The organism is Phyllobacterium sp. MT110 (assembly GCF_058792715.1).
The window spans coordinates 254,160-269,682 of the sequence record NZ_JBXAFE010000005.1; the positions used below are offsets into that span (position 1 = coordinate 254,160).

14 protein-coding genes are annotated in these 15,523 nt (G+C 59.9%); 9 read left to right on the top strand and 5 right to left on the bottom strand.

Features of this window, described 5'->3' with window-relative positions; genetic code table 11:
* The first annotated feature begins 52 nt into the window (after positions 1 to 52).
* A complete protein-coding gene (dapE, locus tag AC1Q5O_RS21000) occupies positions 53 to 1,240 on the top strand; it encodes a succinyl-diaminopimelate desuccinylase (protein ID WP_492565645.1) in 1,188 nt (395 codons plus the stop codon).
* A 6-nt stretch (positions 1,241 to 1,246) separates the two neighbouring features.
* Positions 1,247 to 1,858 carry a hypothetical protein gene (locus AC1Q5O_RS21005; protein ID WP_492565647.1) on the top strand — a complete coding sequence of 204 codons (612 nt, stop codon included), beginning with the start codon at positions 1,247 to 1,249 and terminating at the stop codon, positions 1,856 to 1,858.
* Here the strand turns inward: AC1Q5O_RS21005 and truA are convergent.
* Genes truA through def form a run of 4 tightly spaced genes read right to left on the bottom strand, consistent with a single transcriptional unit; the run spans position 1,810 to position 4,558 of the window.
* Positions 1,810 to 2,595 carry a tRNA pseudouridine(38-40) synthase TruA gene (gene truA, locus AC1Q5O_RS21010; RefSeq protein ID WP_492565650.1) on the bottom strand — a complete coding sequence of 262 codons (786 nt, stop codon included), beginning with the start codon at positions 2,593 to 2,595 and terminating at the stop codon, positions 1,810 to 1,812. The two genes, AC1Q5O_RS21005 and truA, sit on opposite strands and share 49 nt — an antisense overlap.
* Positions 2,595 to 3,092, bottom strand: coding sequence for a GNAT family N-acetyltransferase (locus AC1Q5O_RS21015; protein WP_492565652.1), 498 nt, complete (start codon positions 3,090 to 3,092; stop codon positions 2,595 to 2,597). Before AC1Q5O_RS21015 ends, truA begins: the two co-directional genes overlap by 1 nt.
* Positions 3,089 to 4,018: a methionyl-tRNA formyltransferase gene (fmt, locus tag AC1Q5O_RS21020; RefSeq protein ID WP_492565832.1), complete on the bottom strand. Its 930-nt coding sequence runs from the start codon at positions 4,016 to 4,018 to the stop codon at positions 3,089 to 3,091. Before fmt ends, AC1Q5O_RS21015 begins: the two co-directional genes overlap by 4 nt.
* Positions 4,019 to 4,027: 9 nt before the next feature.
* Positions 4,028 to 4,558 carry a peptide deformylase gene (gene def, locus AC1Q5O_RS21025; protein ID WP_105737786.1) on the bottom strand — a complete coding sequence of 177 codons (531 nt, stop codon included), beginning with the start codon at positions 4,556 to 4,558 and terminating at the stop codon, positions 4,028 to 4,030.
* A gap of 114 nt (positions 4,559 to 4,672) precedes the next feature.
* Here def and AC1Q5O_RS21030 point away from each other — a divergent pair, with 114 nt between their 5' ends.
* Positions 4,673 to 5,908 (top strand): DNA recombination protein RmuC, encoded by a 1,236-nt coding sequence (locus AC1Q5O_RS21030; RefSeq protein ID WP_346305915.1) that lies wholly within the window; start codon positions 4,673 to 4,675, stop codon positions 5,906 to 5,908.
* Here AC1Q5O_RS21030 and AC1Q5O_RS21035 read toward each other — a convergent pair.
* Entirely contained in the window at positions 5,905 to 6,864 is a 960-nt protein-coding gene (locus AC1Q5O_RS21035) for a cation diffusion facilitator family transporter (protein ID WP_492565655.1), read from the bottom strand. The two genes, AC1Q5O_RS21030 and AC1Q5O_RS21035, sit on opposite strands and share 4 nt — an antisense overlap.
* Positions 6,865 to 7,008: 144 nt before the next feature.
* Here AC1Q5O_RS21035 and AC1Q5O_RS21040 point away from each other — a divergent pair, with 144 nt between their 5' ends.
* From AC1Q5O_RS21040 to rimI, 6 genes are all read left to right on the top strand, one after another.
* Complete coding sequence (locus AC1Q5O_RS21040) at positions 7,009 to 9,024, top strand: hydantoinase/oxoprolinase N-terminal domain-containing protein (RefSeq protein ID WP_492565657.1); 2,016 nt, start codon at positions 7,009 to 7,011, stop codon at positions 9,022 to 9,024.
* Between the two features lie 107 nt (positions 9,025 to 9,131).
* Positions 9,132 to 11,312: a malate synthase G gene (locus AC1Q5O_RS21045; RefSeq protein WP_492565659.1), complete on the top strand. Its 2,181-nt coding sequence runs from the start codon at positions 9,132 to 9,134 to the stop codon at positions 11,310 to 11,312.
* A gap of 6 nt (positions 11,313 to 11,318) precedes the next feature.
* Complete coding sequence (locus AC1Q5O_RS21050) at positions 11,319 to 11,834, top strand: DUF3859 domain-containing protein (RefSeq protein WP_492565661.1); 516 nt, start codon at positions 11,319 to 11,321, stop codon at positions 11,832 to 11,834.
* A gap of 167 nt (positions 11,835 to 12,001) precedes the next feature.
* Positions 12,002 to 14,044, top strand: coding sequence for a GAF domain-containing protein (locus AC1Q5O_RS21055; protein WP_492565663.1), 2,043 nt, complete (start codon positions 12,002 to 12,004; stop codon positions 14,042 to 14,044).
* Positions 14,045 to 14,329: 285 nt separating this feature from the next.
* Entirely contained in the window at positions 14,330 to 15,019 is a 690-nt protein-coding gene (gene tsaB / locus AC1Q5O_RS21060; RefSeq protein ID WP_492565665.1) for a tRNA (adenosine(37)-N6)-threonylcarbamoyltransferase complex dimerization subunit type 1 TsaB, read from the top strand.
* Complete coding sequence (gene rimI / locus AC1Q5O_RS21065) at positions 15,016 to 15,519, top strand: ribosomal protein S18-alanine N-acetyltransferase (protein ID WP_492565667.1); 504 nt, start codon at positions 15,016 to 15,018, stop codon at positions 15,517 to 15,519. The genes tsaB and rimI overlap by 4 nt, the downstream gene beginning before the upstream one ends.
* The last annotated feature ends 4 nt before the right edge of the window (positions 15,520 to 15,523 follow it).

A 15,523-nucleotide genomic window follows, 5' to 3' on the forward strand; every position in this document is an offset into this window, starting at 1 on the left:
CATTGTGATCCAGTGCGTGACAGGATGCTGCTTTTGGATTATCGCTTTGCACATGACATCCTCGACAGATCCCGTAAAAAACCTCGCCCAACTCATTGCTTGTCCGTCGGTTACGCCAGCGGAGGGCGGTGCTCTCACCACGCTGGAAGCCATGCTGGCGCCGCTGGGCTTTTCCGTCGAGCGCCCCACCTTCAGCGAAGACGGGACGCCGGACGTGGAAAACCTCTACGCCAGACGTTCGGGCAACGGGCCGCATCTGATGTTTGCCGGTCATACCGACGTTGTTCCCGTCGGTGACGCGGCGGCCTGGACCTACCCGCCGTTTTCGGCGGCGATCCACAAGGGCGAGATGTACGGTCGCGGTGCGGTGGACATGAAGGGTGGCATCGCCTGCTTTGCCGCCGCCGTTGCCCGCCATATCGCGAAGGATGGTGCTTCGAAGGGCTCGATTTCCTTCCTGATCACCGGCGATGAGGAAGGCCCATCGATCAACGGTACCGGTAAATTGCTGGAATGGGCCAAGGCGAGGGGTGAAACCTGGGACGCGGCCATCGTCGGCGAGCCGACCAATCCCGACAAGCTGGGCGACATGATCAAGATCGGGCGTCGCGGTTCGCTTTCGGGAACAATCACCGTCCATGGCGTCCAGGGGCACGCGGCCTATCCGCATCTGGCCGACAGCCCGGTTCGCGGGCTGGTGACGCTGGTGGACAGCCTGCTTTATCCGGCTTTCGACAAGGGGACGAAGAACTTTCAGGCGACCAACCTGGAAGTCACGACGATCGATGTCGGAAATCCGGCGGTCAACGTCATCCCGGCCAAGGCAACCGCAACGTTCAATATCCGTTTCAACGACACATGGACCGATGAGACGCTGATGGCGGAAATCCATAACCGTCTCGACAAGGCATCCGGGCGGCGCAAACTGCGGCCGGGCCGGAAAACCCCGGTCAATTACGAGCTTGTCTGGCGCGACCGGCCAAGCCACGTCTTTCTCACCCATGATGAAAAACTTATCGGCACGCTGACCGCTTCGGTCGAAGCCGTAACCGGCAAGCGGCCGCAGCTGTCCACCTCAGGCGGCACCTCCGATGCGCGCTTTATCAAGGATTATTGCCCGGTGGTCGAATTCGGGCTTGTGGGGCAGACCATGCACATGGTGGATGAGCGCGTGGCGGTCGCAGACCTGGAAACGTTGACACAAATTTACGAGCGGTTCATTGCCGACTTTTTTGCCTGAGCGACCATGCTGAATTTTGAAGACATCCAGCGTTATTTCTGGGGCTCGTGGCGGATCATGAACGGCCATGCCGACGGTCTGGAGTTCTTCGACCTTTCGGAAGACGGTTTCTGGCAATCATTCCAGGCCATCACGGTGTCGCTGCCGCCCCTGATTTTGAGCTGGATTGTTTTTGCCAATGATGCGGTGGCCTTCCGGCCAGAAACGGGAACCCGGCTTTCCCTGATCGGCCGGATCGCCTTTGTCGATTTGACCGCGTGGGTTCTGCCATTGGTGGTGCTGCTGTTTGTTGCACCGCGAATTGGCCTGCGCAACCGTTTCGGTGTCTATGTGATCACCAGCAACTGGGGTTCCGCACTGGTGAACTGGCTGGTTGTGCCCGCCACGCTGGTTCATATTTTCATACCGACCCGGCCCCAGCTCTCGCTGGGTGTCGACCTCATCCTCAACGCCGTTGCGCTTGTTTTGACCTATCGATTGACGCATGTGGCATTGAAGAAAACCTACGCCTATACGACTGCGTTCTTCGCCATTCTGGTCACGGGATATATTGTTCTGGTGGTTGTTCTTCAGAGTGTGCTGGGCATTGCCATGCCGGAGCCGGTCACACTCGGATAATCCACGCCGACGAGGTAGAGCCCGTAAGGCGGCGCGACAGGCCCGCAGGCCTTGCGGTCCCGGGCGGCAAGGGCATCGCTGACATCATCGGCTGTCCAGCGCCCACAACCCACTTCGTTCAACGTTCCCGCAAATGAGCGGATCTGGTTGTGCAGGAACGAGCGCGCGGATGCCCTGATTTCGATGATTTCCCCGTTGCGAAGCACACTGAGGTGATCGAGCGATTTGACTGGGCTTTTTGCCTGGCACTGGGTGGCGCGAAAGGTGGTAAAGTCGTGGGTTCCGACCAGCCGTTGTGCCGCCTCGTGCATTGCCTCCGCATCGAGCGGCTTCTTCACCCACCACGCGCGGAATGCTTCCAGCGGTGCCGGCGGACGGCGATTGATGATGCGGTAGAGATAACGCCTTCCCGTCGCGGAGAAACGCGCATCGAAATTCTCGGTCATCCGCTCGACATTGATGATCCCGACCGTTTCTCCGGCCACGACCAGATGGGCGTTGAGCGCCTCGCGCACCTTGGCGCTGCTCCAGTCCTTGGTCAGATCCACATGGGCAATCTGGGCAATCGCATGCACACCGGAATCGGTGCGGCCTGCTGCGCCAAGGGAGATGGTTTCGCCGCAAAACTTGAAGATGGCCTGCTCGATGGCTGCCTGAACGGTATGGCCGTTTTCCTGCCGCTGCCAACCCGCATAGGGGGTGCCGTCATATTCGATGGTGAGTTTGTAGCGCGGCATCAAAGGCCCTCGAACGCTCTGGAATAGACCAGCGTTCCCGACAGAGGTGCGTCAGCGAAAGCCAGCGCCTGGAGATACTCGCCCTGATATTGGCTGGCAAAACCCGATGCCCGTGCATTCGTATAGCCGAAGCGGCCGTAATAGCCGGGATCGCCGAGGACAATGGAAAGGGTTTCGCCCATGAGCACCAATTCTTGATGTGCGGCCCTGATCAGTGCCGATCCGACGCCTTTGCCCTGGTGACCGGAGACGACACTGAGCGGCGCCAGTGCAACCGCGTCAAAGCTGGTTCCATTCTCAACGCGCAGTCTTGAAAAAAGGATGTGGCCCGCCAGGGCACCATCGAACTCCGCAACCAGTTCGAGCACGATATCGCCGTTGCCACTGAGTTGCTCGACCAGCCTTGCCTCATCCGGTCCCGCAAAAGCGTCTTCGACGATAGCTGAGATCAACGCGCGGTCCGCGGGCTGTACGCGACGAATGGTGATGCTGCTCATGGCAGCTTTGCTCCTTGCGCAATCTTGGCGCCGCGCTGGAATTCCTGCCCGTCCATCGCCTTGCCGCCCGCCCGCTGCAGCGCGCGCAGACGCACCGCACCTTCTCCGCAGGCAATGCGCAGATCGTCATCGAGCACCGTGCCCGGTACACCGGCGCCGGTTGCAAGCAGCGAGCGCAGCAACTTGACGCGTTCAAGGCCGTCACCGATCTCCATCTCGCACCAGGCGCCCGGAAACGGTGCCAGACCGCGAATACGGTTATGGATGTCAATGGCCGGCAGGGTCCAGTCGATACGGGTTTCAACCTTGGTGATCTTCGACGCGTAGGTGACACCGTCTTCCGATTGCGATGTCAGGGTGAGGCTGTCCCGTTCCAGCGCGGCCATGGCGCGCACCATCAGGTCGGCGCCGATCATGCTGAGCTGGTCGTGCAGCTCGCCCGCGGTCGTGTCGGGCGTGATCTTGACCTTTTCGGCCATGGCGACCGGGCCGGTGTCCAGCCCCTCATCCATTTTCATGATCATCATGCCGGTTTCGCTGTCACCCGCCATGATGGCCCGCTGGATCGGTGCGGCGCCGCGCCAGCGCGGAAGAAGCGAGGCATGGCCGTTGTAGCAGCCAAGGCGGGTGCCTTCGAGAATGGCGGTGGGCAGGATCAGGCCATAGGCCACCACGATGGCAACATCCGCATTGAGATCACGGAATGCCTGCTGTTCCTCGGGGCTGCGAAGGCTTTTGGGCGTGCGCACTTCAATGCCGAATTCTTCGGCATTGCGATGAACGGGCGAGGGGGTCAGTTCCAGCCCGCGCCGGCCTGCCGGACGCGGCGGCTGACTGTAGACGGCGACGATCTCATGGCCCTGGCCAATGAGCGCGTTGAGAACCGGCACGGAGAATTCCGGGGTTCCCATGAAGACGATACGCAGGCTCATGGCTTACACCGCCAGCCGGCTCGGAACGCGATCCTTGGCAAGCTTCTTGAACTTCTTCATCACCATTTCACGCTTGAGGCGCGAGATGTAATCGATGAACAGAACGCCGTTGAGGTGGTCGATCTCGTGCTGAAGGCAGGTTGCCAGCAAACCGTCCGCCTCGATCTCGTGCTTCTTGCCTTCGATATCGAAATAGGCAACGCGCACTTTTGCCGGACGTTCCACTTCCGCATAATAATCCGGAATGGACAGGCAGCCTTCTTCATAGACGTTGCGTTCGGTGCTGGAAGACAAAATCTCGGGGTTGATGAAAACCTGGGGTGCCTTCGGTTCGTCTTCCTTGGCAAGGTCGATCACCAGCATGCGCAGCGGTTCCGCCACCTGAATGGCGGCGAGGCCGATCCCAGGCGCGTCATACATGGTGTCGAGCATGTCGTTGGAGAATTTGCGCAAATCGGCGTCAAAGCGCTCCACGGGTTTGGAAACCTGGCGCAACAGCGGATCGGGAAGAATGACAAGCGGTTTGATAGACATGAGCATCACCTAATATCTCGGCTTTCAACCGTCAATCCCGGCATAAATGGCATTTGTGAAAATGTTCTCGTTTTGATCTCACATTTGCCATCCGAATCGGTTAGTCTGCTTCCCATGGAAACATCACATTCACTCGACCAGCCACTGTTTCAGCTTGGCGCCACGTCGATATCGGTCGGTACCGCGCTGGTAATGGCGGCTGTCATCGTTGCACTTGCCATTGTCCTGTGCGGGATTGCGCTCTGGCGTTCGGCACGGGTACGGCTGATCGCGGAATTCCAGGCGGAAGACCGTGCGCGTGATGCGGAAGTGCGGATGGCTGAAATTTTAAAGAGCCAGTCAGAGATGCAGGGCCGCATGCAGACCATGGCGGAACTTTTCGGTTCGCGCCAGGCGGAGCTCAATCAGTCGATCCGCGAACGCCTCGACGGCATGACCAGCCGCATCGGCCAGACCATGACGGAACAGACGCAGTCGACCCATGAGAACCTGGCCAAATTGCAGGAGCGGCTGGCGGTCATCGATACCGCGCAGAACAATATCCAGTCGCTGGCCGGACAGGTTGTCCAGCTGCAGGCGATTCTCGCCAACAAGCAGACGCGCGGCGCCTTCGGTCAGGCGCGCATGGAAACCATCATTGCCGATGGCCTGCCGCAGGGAGCCTATGAGTTTCAGGCCACGCTTTCCAATGGAAGCCGGCCGGATTGTATCGTCCGCATGCCGAATGGCGCCCCCAATCTGGTCATCGACGCCAAATTTCCGCTAGAAGCCTGGAACGCCATCCGCGAGTCCGAGACACCGGACACGAAGAAACTGGCGCTTGCCCAGTTCCGCCGGGATATCGAAATCCATATTCGCGATGTTTCAGAGAAATACCTGATCAATGGCGAAACCCAGGATACGGCATTTCTCTTTGTCCCATCGGAATCTATCTTTGCCGAAATTCACGAGAATTTCGAAGGCATTGTGCAGAAAGCCCATCGTTCGCGCATCGTCATCGTATCGCCGTCGCTGCTGATGCTATCCATTCAGGTCATTCAGGCGGTGCTCAAGGATGTGCGCATGCGCGAGCAGGCACATCTCATCCAGGGTGAGGTGATCCGCCTGATGGAAGATGTCGGGCGCCTGGACGACCGGGTCCGGCGGCTGCAGACGCATTTCGGTCAGGCGAGCAAGGATATTGACGATATTCTCGTCTCGTCCAGCAAGGTGACGAAGCGCGGCCAGAAGATCGAGGCGCTGGAGTTCGTCGATCCGGCGGCCGGCGAGCCCGCGAAGGGGCCGGATGCCAACCGTTCAGCGGCATCGGCAACGGGCCAGTTGCGCCTGCGCGTGGTGGATGAAGACTAGCCCTCAACGATTTTTTGCCGCCGCGTCTTCCAGGTGCTTGCAGTCTGCGGTTTGACGAAGACGGACACGATGTCCGGGTTGGCCTGACGGATCGCTGTTTCGATACGCTCGACGCAGGCTTCGATGTCGGGTGCGGTAAGATGATCCTCAAATTCAATGCTGAGCCCGGCAACGATCTGCTTGGGTCCCATATGGACGGTCAGCACCCCATTTGCCTGCTGAACGGCCGGATCCTTGCCGGCGATGTCAAGAATTTGCTGTTCCGCTTCCGGCAGCGCCGACTCGCCGATCAGCAGGCCCTTGCTTTCCCGGGCGAGGAAAATTGCGGTTGCACCGAGGATGATGGCAATGCCGATGGAGGCAACCCCGTCGAATTCGGGCATGTCGAAGAATTGCGCCGCTGAAATGCCGGCAAACGCTACGATGAGTCCCAGCAGGGCAGCCGTATCTTCAAACAGGACGGTAAAGACGCTCGGATCCTTGCTCTGTTGCACGGCTTCGAGATAGCCAAGCTTGCCCTTCATGGTTCGGAATTCCTTCAGCGCGACTGTCCATGAGATGCCCTCGAACAGCAGCGCAAAGCCAAGCACGACATAGTTGACAGTGGGATTGGCGATGGGCTCCGGCTCGAGAATGTGGGTGAGGCCTTCATAGAACGAGACACCGGCACCCACGGCAAACACCAGCAGGGCAACAATGAAACTCCAGAAGTAAAGCTCGCGTCCATGGCCGAGCGGATGCGCCTTGTCGGCGGGCTTGGCGGCCCGCCGCAGACCGTAGAGAAGCAGGCCGCCATTTCCCGTATCCACCAGCGAATGAACGCCTTCCGACAGCATGGCGGAACTGCCGGTGAAGAAGGCGGCAATGAACTTGGTTGCCGCGATCAGAAGATTGCCGAGGATGGCGGCATAGATAACCTTCTTCGATCCCGCATGACTGCCAGATTGTGATGCCATTAAAGCCCCCTTTTCCCACGCGTCAACGTAGCAGGAGTTGAATGGTTCCGGCACTGTTGTGTCGTTGCGGCGGCAAATGGTCGGAATGACGCTAGTCGTCTGCGCCGTCATGGGATAACCCTGCCACAAACGGCGCAGGGCATCATGGCTGATTCACAGATAGAAAACGCAATTTTCCTCGGTATTGATACGGGCGGCACCTATACGGACGCGGTTCTCTGGTCGGAAGCGCGGGGCGTTATCGCCAAGGCCAAGGCCCTGACGACACGCCACGATCTGAGTGTCGGCATCTCCGGCGCGGTCGAGCGCATCGTCGAAGAGGCTTCGATTGATCCCGGCCATATCCGCCTTGTGTCCATGTCGACGACCCTGGCCACCAATGCCCTTGTCGAAGGACAGGGCGGGCGGATCGCGCTTGTCATGGTCGGGTTCTCGCCGGCCGACCTGGAGAAGGCGGACCTCGGGTCTGCCCTTGGCTCCGATCCCGTCGTCTTCCTGCCCGGCGGCCATGATGTCTATGGCCGCCCGCAACCTTTCGATGTCTCGGCGCTGCAGGATGCCTTGCCGCGCCTCAAGGATGAGGTGACGGGCTTTGCAGTCTGCGCCTATTTTGCCGTCCGCAACCCCGAGCATGAAATTGCCATTCGTGATCTTGTGCGCGCTGAGACGGGTCTGCCTGTTACCTGCAGTCACGAACTTTCGGCCAAGCTGAACGGCCCGCGCCGGGCCCTGACAACGGTCCTCAATGCGCGGCTCATCGCCATGATTGACCGTCTGGTGGCGGCAACGGAAGGATTTCTCGACCGGCGCGGCATTCACGCGCCGCTCATGGTGGTGCGCGGCGATGGCGCACTGGTCTCGGCGGCTTTTGCACGGCACCGCCCGATTGAAACGATCCTGTCGGGACCGGCTGCCAGCCTTGTCGGCGCGCGCCACATGACGGGCCTCGACAACGCCATCGTGTCCGATATTGGCGGGACGACCACGGACGTTGCCGTTCTCGACAATGGCCGTCCACGGCTCGATCCCAATGGCGCCACCGTTGGCGGTTTCCGCACCATGGTCGAGGCGGTGGCCATGCGCACGTTCGGACTGGGCGGCGATTCCGAGGTGTCGCTGGACGACAATGCCATGGCACCACGCATCATGCTTGGACCAAGGCGGCTGGTGCCGCTGTCCCTGCTTGCGGCCAATCACGGTGCCATCGTCATCGATCATCTGGCGCGGCAGGTGAAGACGGCAAATCCCGGACGCCTGGATGGCCGTTTCGCACTGCTTACCGGCGTTCCCGAGCAAATGGCATCCGGATTGAGCAAGGGCGAAGCCGAGCTTTACCAGCGGATTACCCGGGAACCGCAGCCGCTCGACCGGCTCCTGAATTCCGTTTCCCAGACCGCGACGATCAATCGGCTGGTCGCGCGCGGCCTTGTCCATCTCTCTGGGTTCACGCCGTCAGATGCCTGCCATGTTCTCCATCTGCAGAACAATTGGAACGGCGAGGCGGCGCGCTATGGCGCCATTCTCTATGCCAGGCGCAAGGACGGCGCGGGCCGCCCGCTGTGCGACACGCCGGAGGAAATTTCGCGGCGCACCTATGACGCCCTCATCCGCCGTTCATCGGAAGTGGTGCTGGAAACCGTCTTTGCCGAGGATGGATTGGATGGACCTGACATGGTGGCCAGTCCGCTGACCCAGCGCGCGCTTTCCGGGCAGGGCGGTATTGCCGGCGTCAAGCTTGATATTGACCGGCCGCTGATCGGATTGGGTGCTTCCGCTCCCGTCTATTATCCCGACGTTGGAGCCATGCTGGGTGCGCCAAGCATTGTTCCCGTCGATACGGACGTTGCCAATGCGCTCGGTGCCGTGGTCGGGCAGGTGCGCGTATCGGTTGAAGCCTACATCAGCCAGCCCGCCGAAGGGATTTTTCGCGTGGCAGCGGGAGAGGCGGTGAAGGACTTTCAGGAGGAAGATCTCGCGATTGCCTTCGCCGAAGAAACGCTGCAAGGGCAGGTTCGCAGTTTCGCGCTGGAAGCTGGCACCGACGAGGCACAGGTCACCATCGCCCGAAACATCAGCGCTGCGACTGTTGAAGACCAGCGAAAATTCATCGAAGCGGTGCTGGTCGCAACCGCAACCGGCAGGCCTCGTATTGCCCACTGATTGATTGTTTCCCTTCTGGCACAAATCATGTTCATTTAGGTCGAATTGACTGGGAATGCTTTGGTGTGTTCAAGGGTACGCTAACAGAAAATCTTAAGGAGTATGGTATGAGCGAGCGGGTCGAGATCGATGGTCTGAAAGTGGCGAAAGAGCTCTACGACTTCGTGGCTAATGAAGCGGTGGTCGGAACATCGGTCAATGCCGACGCCTTTTTTCAGGGTCTGGCAGCAATTGTCGATGATCTGTCGCCCAAGAACCGGGCCTTGCTCGCCAAGCGCGATGCATTTCAGGAAAAGCTCGATGCGTTCTATCGCGAAAAGCGGCAGACAGGGTATACACCTGAGCAATATGAAGCGTTCCTGCGGGAAATTGGCTATCTGCTGCCCGAGGGCGGAACATTCTCCGTCTCGACCGACAATGTGGATCCGGAAATCGCGGTAACGGCCGGACCGCAGCTGGTGGTGCCTGTCATGAACGCCCGCTATGCGCTCAACGCGGCCAATGCGCGCTGGGGTTCGCTTTACGATGCGCTTTATGGCACTGATGCCATTCCGGAAACCGACGGCGCGGAAAAGGGCAAGGCATTCAATCCGCTGCGCGGCGCCAAGGTCATCGCTTGGGCCAAGGCCTTTCTCGACGACAGTGCGCCGCTCGATGGAGCACACTGGGCTGATGTGACCGGTCTTTCCGTTGATCACGGCACGCTTGTGCTCAAGACCGCCAATGGAGTCTCACCGTCGCTGAAGGATCAGGCACAGTTCGTTGGCTATAAGGGCGATGCTTCCAGGCCATCCTCCATTCTCCTGGTGAAGAACGGCATGCATGTGGAGATCGTCATCAACGCCGATCATCCCATTGGAAAAACCGACCCGGCCAATATTGCCGACGTGGTACTAGAATCGGCACTCACCACGATTCAGGATTGCGAGGATTCCGTTGCTGCCGTCGATGCGGAAGACAAGGTTGTTGTCTATCGCAACTGGCTCGGCCTGATGAATGGTGATTTGCAGGATACGTTTGAAAAGAGCGGCAAATCCGTCACGCGCAAGCTCAATCCCGACCGGGACTACACAGGGAAAGATGGCAAGCCGCTGACGCTGCCCGGCCGTTCGCTTATGCTGGTGCGCAATGTCGGTCATCTCATGACCAATCCGGCCATCCTCGACAAGGATGGCAATGAGGTGCCGGAAGGCATCATGGATGCGGCAATCACCGGCCTGATCGCCCTGCACGATGTCGGCCCCAAGGGCCGCCGCATGAATTCGCGCGCCGGTTCGATGTATGTCGTCAAGCCGAAAATGCACGGCCCGGAAGAAGTTGCCTTTGCCTCGGAGCTGTTCGGGCGCGTTGAAGCCCTGCTCGGCATGCAGCCCAACACGATGAAGATGGGCATCATGGATGAGGAGCGCCGCACGACGGTCAACCTCAAGGAAGCCATCCGCGCGGCGAAGGAGCGGGTTGTTTTCATCAATACCGGCTTCCTCGACCGCACCGGCGACGAGATTCACACCTCGATGGAGGCGGGTCCGATGATCCGCAAGGGTGACATGAAGCAGGCATCGTGGATCGGCGCCTATGAAAACTGGAATGTCGATGTCGGGCTTGAATGCGGCCTTTCCGGCCACGCGCAGATCGGCAAGGGCATGTGGGCCATGCCAGATCTGATGGCAGCCATGCTTGAACAGAAGATTGCCCATCCGAAGGCCGGTGCCAACACCGCATGGGTGCCGTCGCCGACGGCCGCCACGCTGCATGCCACCCACTATCACAAGGTTGACGTGGCCGAGGTACAGGCAAAGCTGAAGACGCGCGGCCGCGCCAAACTCGGTGATATCCTGTCGGTGCCGGTCGCGTCGCGGCCCAACTGGACACCGGAAGATATCCAGCGCGAGCTCGACAACAACGCCCAGGGCATTCTGGGGTATGTCGTGCGCTGGGTGGATCAGGGCGTCGGCTGCTCCAAGGTCCCGGACATCAACAATGTCGGCCTGATGGAGGATCGCGCCACGTTGCGCATTTCCGCCCAGCACATCGCCAACTGGCTGCATCACGGGGTTGCCGGCGAGGCACAGGTTCTGGAAACGCTGAAGCGCATGGCGGGGGTCGTCGACAAGCAGAATGAGGGCGATCCACATTACCAGCCGATGGCTGCGGATTTCGACGCATCGGTGGCGTTTCAGGCCGCTTGCGATCTGGTGTTCAAGGGGCGGGCACAGCCGAACGGCTATACCGAACCGGTCCTGCACCGCCGCAGACTGGAACTGAAAGCCAAGCGCGCGGCTGCATAGCAGCCGATGCGCGCTGTTCGCCTCCTGGCCCTGATGTTTCCGGCATTGTTGGCCGGGGCGGGGCTTGCGAGGGCGCAGGGTGCAGAACCGGCCATTGAAATCCTCAACTGGGGGCTGACGCGGGCGAAGGATGTCGGCACTGAAGCGGCACCGGATACGCCGACAGGATATAACCGGCTCGTGGATGGGCCGGTGGACGTTGTCAGGGCCGACAAAATAACCGCCTGCCTCGGGACCAGTTTCGGCGTGATGTATGCCGCGTTCAATGTTCCCGATTTCCAGGTCGTGCCCATCATGATCGTTGTCCGGCATCCGGTGATTCACACGCCTGATGGCCGCAGCATGCAGCGCAGCAGCTGGCCCGACGGCGCCATCCGGCAGCAGCGCTATGCGGGCTGGGTGTTCGAAAAGAGCTACGAACTGGTTTCCGGTGTCTGGACCTTTTCCCTGCAGGACACGCATGGACGCGAGTTTGCCACCAGGAGTTTCGACGTGACCGCCGGCAGCTGTCCCATATCCTGACTATGGCCAAGCCCGTTCAGATATCGGGCTGGATCAGCATTTCCTTCTCTGCGGCGACGCGGATCGCGGGAATTCGCAAATAGCAATTGTCACGGAGCAAAATTAGACTATTTGATAATCACGAAAACTCCCGTGTCTCTCACATAATCTGGCGATTGGGTTTATCCATGAGCGATTTGCCCCATTCAGTTCTTCAGGACGCCCATCGGTTGGCTGCCCTTGCTGAATATGATGTTCTCGATACGCCGTCAGAGCCGGCATTCGACAATATTGTCTCTCTTGCCAAGCAGATTTGCGAAACACCGGTTGCTCTGATCAGCCTGGTCGCCGGAGACCGGCAATGGTTCAAGGCGCGGTCCGGCTTTGAGACGTGTGAAACACCTTTGGAGCAATCGGTTTGTGCCCATGCGCTGCCGACGGGCTCCGTCCTCGTCATTCCGGATCTCACGCTGGATGAGCGCACCAGGCACAATACCCTGGTGACGGGAGAACCCCATATCCGATTCTATGCCGGGGCCGTTCTCAATACACCCAGCGGCGAGGCGGTTGGAACCCTGTGCGTGATCGACAGCGTGCCGCGCCCCGGCGGGCTGACGGACGCGCAGACCGAGGCCCTTCAGGACCTTGCCGAGCAGGTCATTACCATCCTCGAACTGCGCCGGGTGCTGGAAGACCGCAACGACGTTGTTCTCCAGCAGCGGCGTTCGATTCGCTCCAGCCTGAAACGGGCCCTGTCGAGTGAAGCGGCGCGCAACAAGCAGTACCGGGTCGACGGATGGCTTGGTCCCGCGCAACAGGCGGGGGGCATCGGGGCATTCGAACTCAATCTCAAAACCAATATTGCGCGCGTTACACCCGAAATGTGCCGGCTATACGGACTGCCGGAGAGCGAGCAATATTCCGCTCCGACGTTCGAGGTGCTGACCTATGCGGACGACAGGCATCTGGTCTCCGATCAACCATCGCGCCTTGATGGAAACGTCATGCTTGATATCGAATACCGGATCCGCCGTGCCGATGACGGGTCGCTGCGCTGGCTGAGCCGCCGTGGCGAGCTTGCCTATGACGACGTTGGCCAACCCGCGTTTTTCCGCGGCACGGTCCAGGATGTCACCAAGCGCAAGCAGGCGGAAATCCGCCAGGCTGCCCTTCTCGAACTGGGTGACAGTATTCGCGACGCCCATACAACGGGCGAAGCTGCGGAAATCGCCTCACGGATTCTCGGTGAAAACCTGAATGCCGGTCGCGCCGGATTTGCCATCATCGATTTGACGGCGGATCTTTTCAATGTCGAGCGGGATTGGACCGCGGCCGCACTGAAGTCCATGGCCGGCCGCCACTCGCTGGTGAACTTCAAGGCGACGATCAAGAACTCGCAGATCGGGATTCCGATTGCCGTCTCCGACATACCAGGAACGGACTGGCTGGCGCAGGACTATGACGGCTATGCCGCCCTTCAAGCCCGGTCGTTCATCAATGTACCGCTGATGCACGCCGGTGAACTCGTGGGGTTGATGTTCGTTCACGGCGAGAATCCGAGGGATTGGCAGACCGACGAGATTCAGTTTGTCGTCAGCATTGCCGACCGGACCTACGCGGCGATTGCCAAGCTGCAGGCCGAGCATGAACAGGGTATTCTCAATCAGGAATTGAGCCATCGCCTGAAAAACACGCTTACCATGGTTCAGGCCATTGCAACGCAAACACTGCGCGATGCGCCGCAGGACGCGGTCGAGGCATTCAAGCAGCGCCTGATGGCACTCAGCTCGGCGCATAATGTGCTGCTGCACCAGAACTGGTCGGCGGCGCGTATCCGTTCGGTACTGGAGAGCGTCCTGGCGCTGCACGGCGAAACAGCGCAGTTCGTCTTGCGCGGTCCCAATCTCAATCTCGGGCCAAAGGCCGTTCTTTCCCTGTCGCTGCTGCTGCATGAACTTGCCACGAACGCGCTGAAATATGGATCGCTGTCCAACACGCAAGGCAAGGTGGAGATCAGTTGGGAAATCCAGCGTGCTCCATCGCAGATGGAATTTGTCCTGACATGGCGCGAGAGCGGCGGCCCGGCCACAACTGCTCCCGAAAAGAAAGGATTTGGCTCGCGGCTGATCCGTTTCGGCCTGTCGGGCACCGGGGATGCCGATATTCAATATGAGAAAGAAGGGCTTGTGGCGCGGTTCAGGGCGCCGCTGGCACTGATCATGGATAACTGATCAGCATCTTTGGTCAATCCGCGCGGACGGTCGGCGGAGCGTGGGTCGACTTTGGTATGCATTTTATCGATGCCGAAGCGCTGTTCGGTCTTGGTATCGGCTATGTCGACGCGCACTTGCTGGCGGCAACGCGACTAACACCCAGCACGCGGTTGTGGAGCAGAGACAGGAGATTGGCTGCCGCTGCCGCTCGCCTGCAACTCAACGTGCAATTTTGGCCAGATTAATGCGTGCCGCCCCGAACACTACTTGTTTGCTGGCTGATTCTTGTTTACGCGATTGGCCATGAAACTGCTTGCGCTTGATACGGCCTCCACTCTTTGCTCCGTTGCTGTTCTCGATGTCGAAACCGGGACCGTGCTTGCCGCAACGAGTGAGGATATTGGCAAGGGACATGCGGAGCGTTTGATGGCCTTCATTGAACAGACGTTGAACCATGCAGCAGTACCGATCAGTGCCATCGGCAAGATCGCGGTCAGCATCGGTCCCGGATCGTTCACCGGCGTGCGTGTCGGCGTTTCCACGGCGCGCGGCTTTGGTCTTGCCTTGCAATGTCCGGTCGTGGGTGTCAGCACGCTTGAAGCATTGGCTTTTGACGCGCGGCGTGTGTTTCCGGAACGTCCCGTCCTGTCGATTATCGATGCACGTCGCGACGAGATCTACGCACAGTTCTTTGCTCCGGACGGGTCTGCCGGTTCGCTGCCCGGTGTGACAACCATACCGGATATGTTCTCTGCCTTGTCGGAACGGCCGGACGATGTCGTGCTGTCCGGTTCGGGTGCGGCCCTCGTCAATGATGGCAAGGAACACAAGCTCGATGTGGCCGTAACCACGTCGACGGGAACGATTGAAGCCTTTGCCCGGCTGGGCGCTCTGCGCGCGGTTGATGGTGAAGCGCCGAAGCCGCTCTATCTGCGCGGGCTCGACGTCAAGCCGCAGCAGGGTTTTGTCCTGCGAAGGAAGGTCTCGGAATGATGGGCTTTCCCCTGGGTAATCTGCGCAACCGTCCTTTTGTCATTGAACCCTTGGCAAGCACGGATTCGATTCACCTGGCAAAGCTGCACGCCCTGACGTTCAGCCAGCCATGGAGCGATGAGGAATTCCATGCGCTGATGATACAGGGGAATGTCTTCGGCTTCATTGCGCGGGAAGAGGGGAGGCGGTCCGCCGCTCCCGGCGGCTTTGTGCTGGCAAGGCTCGTTGTCGACGAGGCGGAAATCCTGACGATTGCGGTGGCGCCGTCCGCGCAACGGCGTGGTCTTGGCCATGCCTTGATGGACGCGACCCTGCGCCATCTGCACAATGCCCGGGCGGAAATGCTGTTTCTGGAGGTGGACGAGACAAATATGCCGGCTCTGGCGCTCTACCGCCGTCTTGGATTCAAGCAGGTGGGCAAACGTCCCGGCTATTATGAAACTGCGGGCGGCCGTTCCGCGGCCCTGACCATGCGCCGTGACCTGAAGCGGGCACGCTGACATG

Coding starts and splice junctions, on each gene's coding strand:
- dapE (WP_492565645.1), top strand. CDS start 53: ATGACATCCTCGACAGATCCCGTAAAAAACCTCGCCCAACTCATTGCT.
- AC1Q5O_RS21005 (WP_492565647.1), top strand. CDS start 1,247: ATGCTGAATTTTGAAGACATCCAGCGTTATTTCTGGGGCTCGTGGCGG.
- truA (WP_492565650.1), bottom strand. CDS start 2,595: ATGCCGCGCTACAAACTCACCATCGAATATGACGGCACCCCCTATGCG.
- AC1Q5O_RS21015 (WP_492565652.1), bottom strand. CDS start 3,092: ATGAGCAGCATCACCATTCGTCGCGTACAGCCCGCGGACCGCGCGTTG.
- def (WP_105737786.1), bottom strand. CDS start 4,558: ATGTCTATCAAACCGCTTGTCATTCTTCCCGATCCGCTGTTGCGCCAG.
- AC1Q5O_RS21030 (WP_346305915.1), top strand. CDS start 4,673: ATGGAAACATCACATTCACTCGACCAGCCACTGTTTCAGCTTGGCGCC.
- AC1Q5O_RS21035 (WP_492565655.1), bottom strand. CDS start 6,864: ATGGCATCACAATCTGGCAGTCATGCGGGATCGAAGAAGGTTATCTAT.
- AC1Q5O_RS21040 (WP_492565657.1), top strand. CDS start 7,009: ATGGCTGATTCACAGATAGAAAACGCAATTTTCCTCGGTATTGATACG.
- AC1Q5O_RS21045 (WP_492565659.1), top strand. CDS start 9,132: ATGAGCGAGCGGGTCGAGATCGATGGTCTGAAAGTGGCGAAAGAGCTC.
- AC1Q5O_RS21050 (WP_492565661.1), top strand. CDS start 11,319: ATGCGCGCTGTTCGCCTCCTGGCCCTGATGTTTCCGGCATTGTTGGCC.
- AC1Q5O_RS21055 (WP_492565663.1), top strand. CDS start 12,002: ATGAGCGATTTGCCCCATTCAGTTCTTCAGGACGCCCATCGGTTGGCT.
- tsaB (WP_492565665.1), top strand. CDS start 14,330: ATGAAACTGCTTGCGCTTGATACGGCCTCCACTCTTTGCTCCGTTGCT.
- rimI (WP_492565667.1), top strand. CDS start 15,016: ATGATGGGCTTTCCCCTGGGTAATCTGCGCAACCGTCCTTTTGTCATT.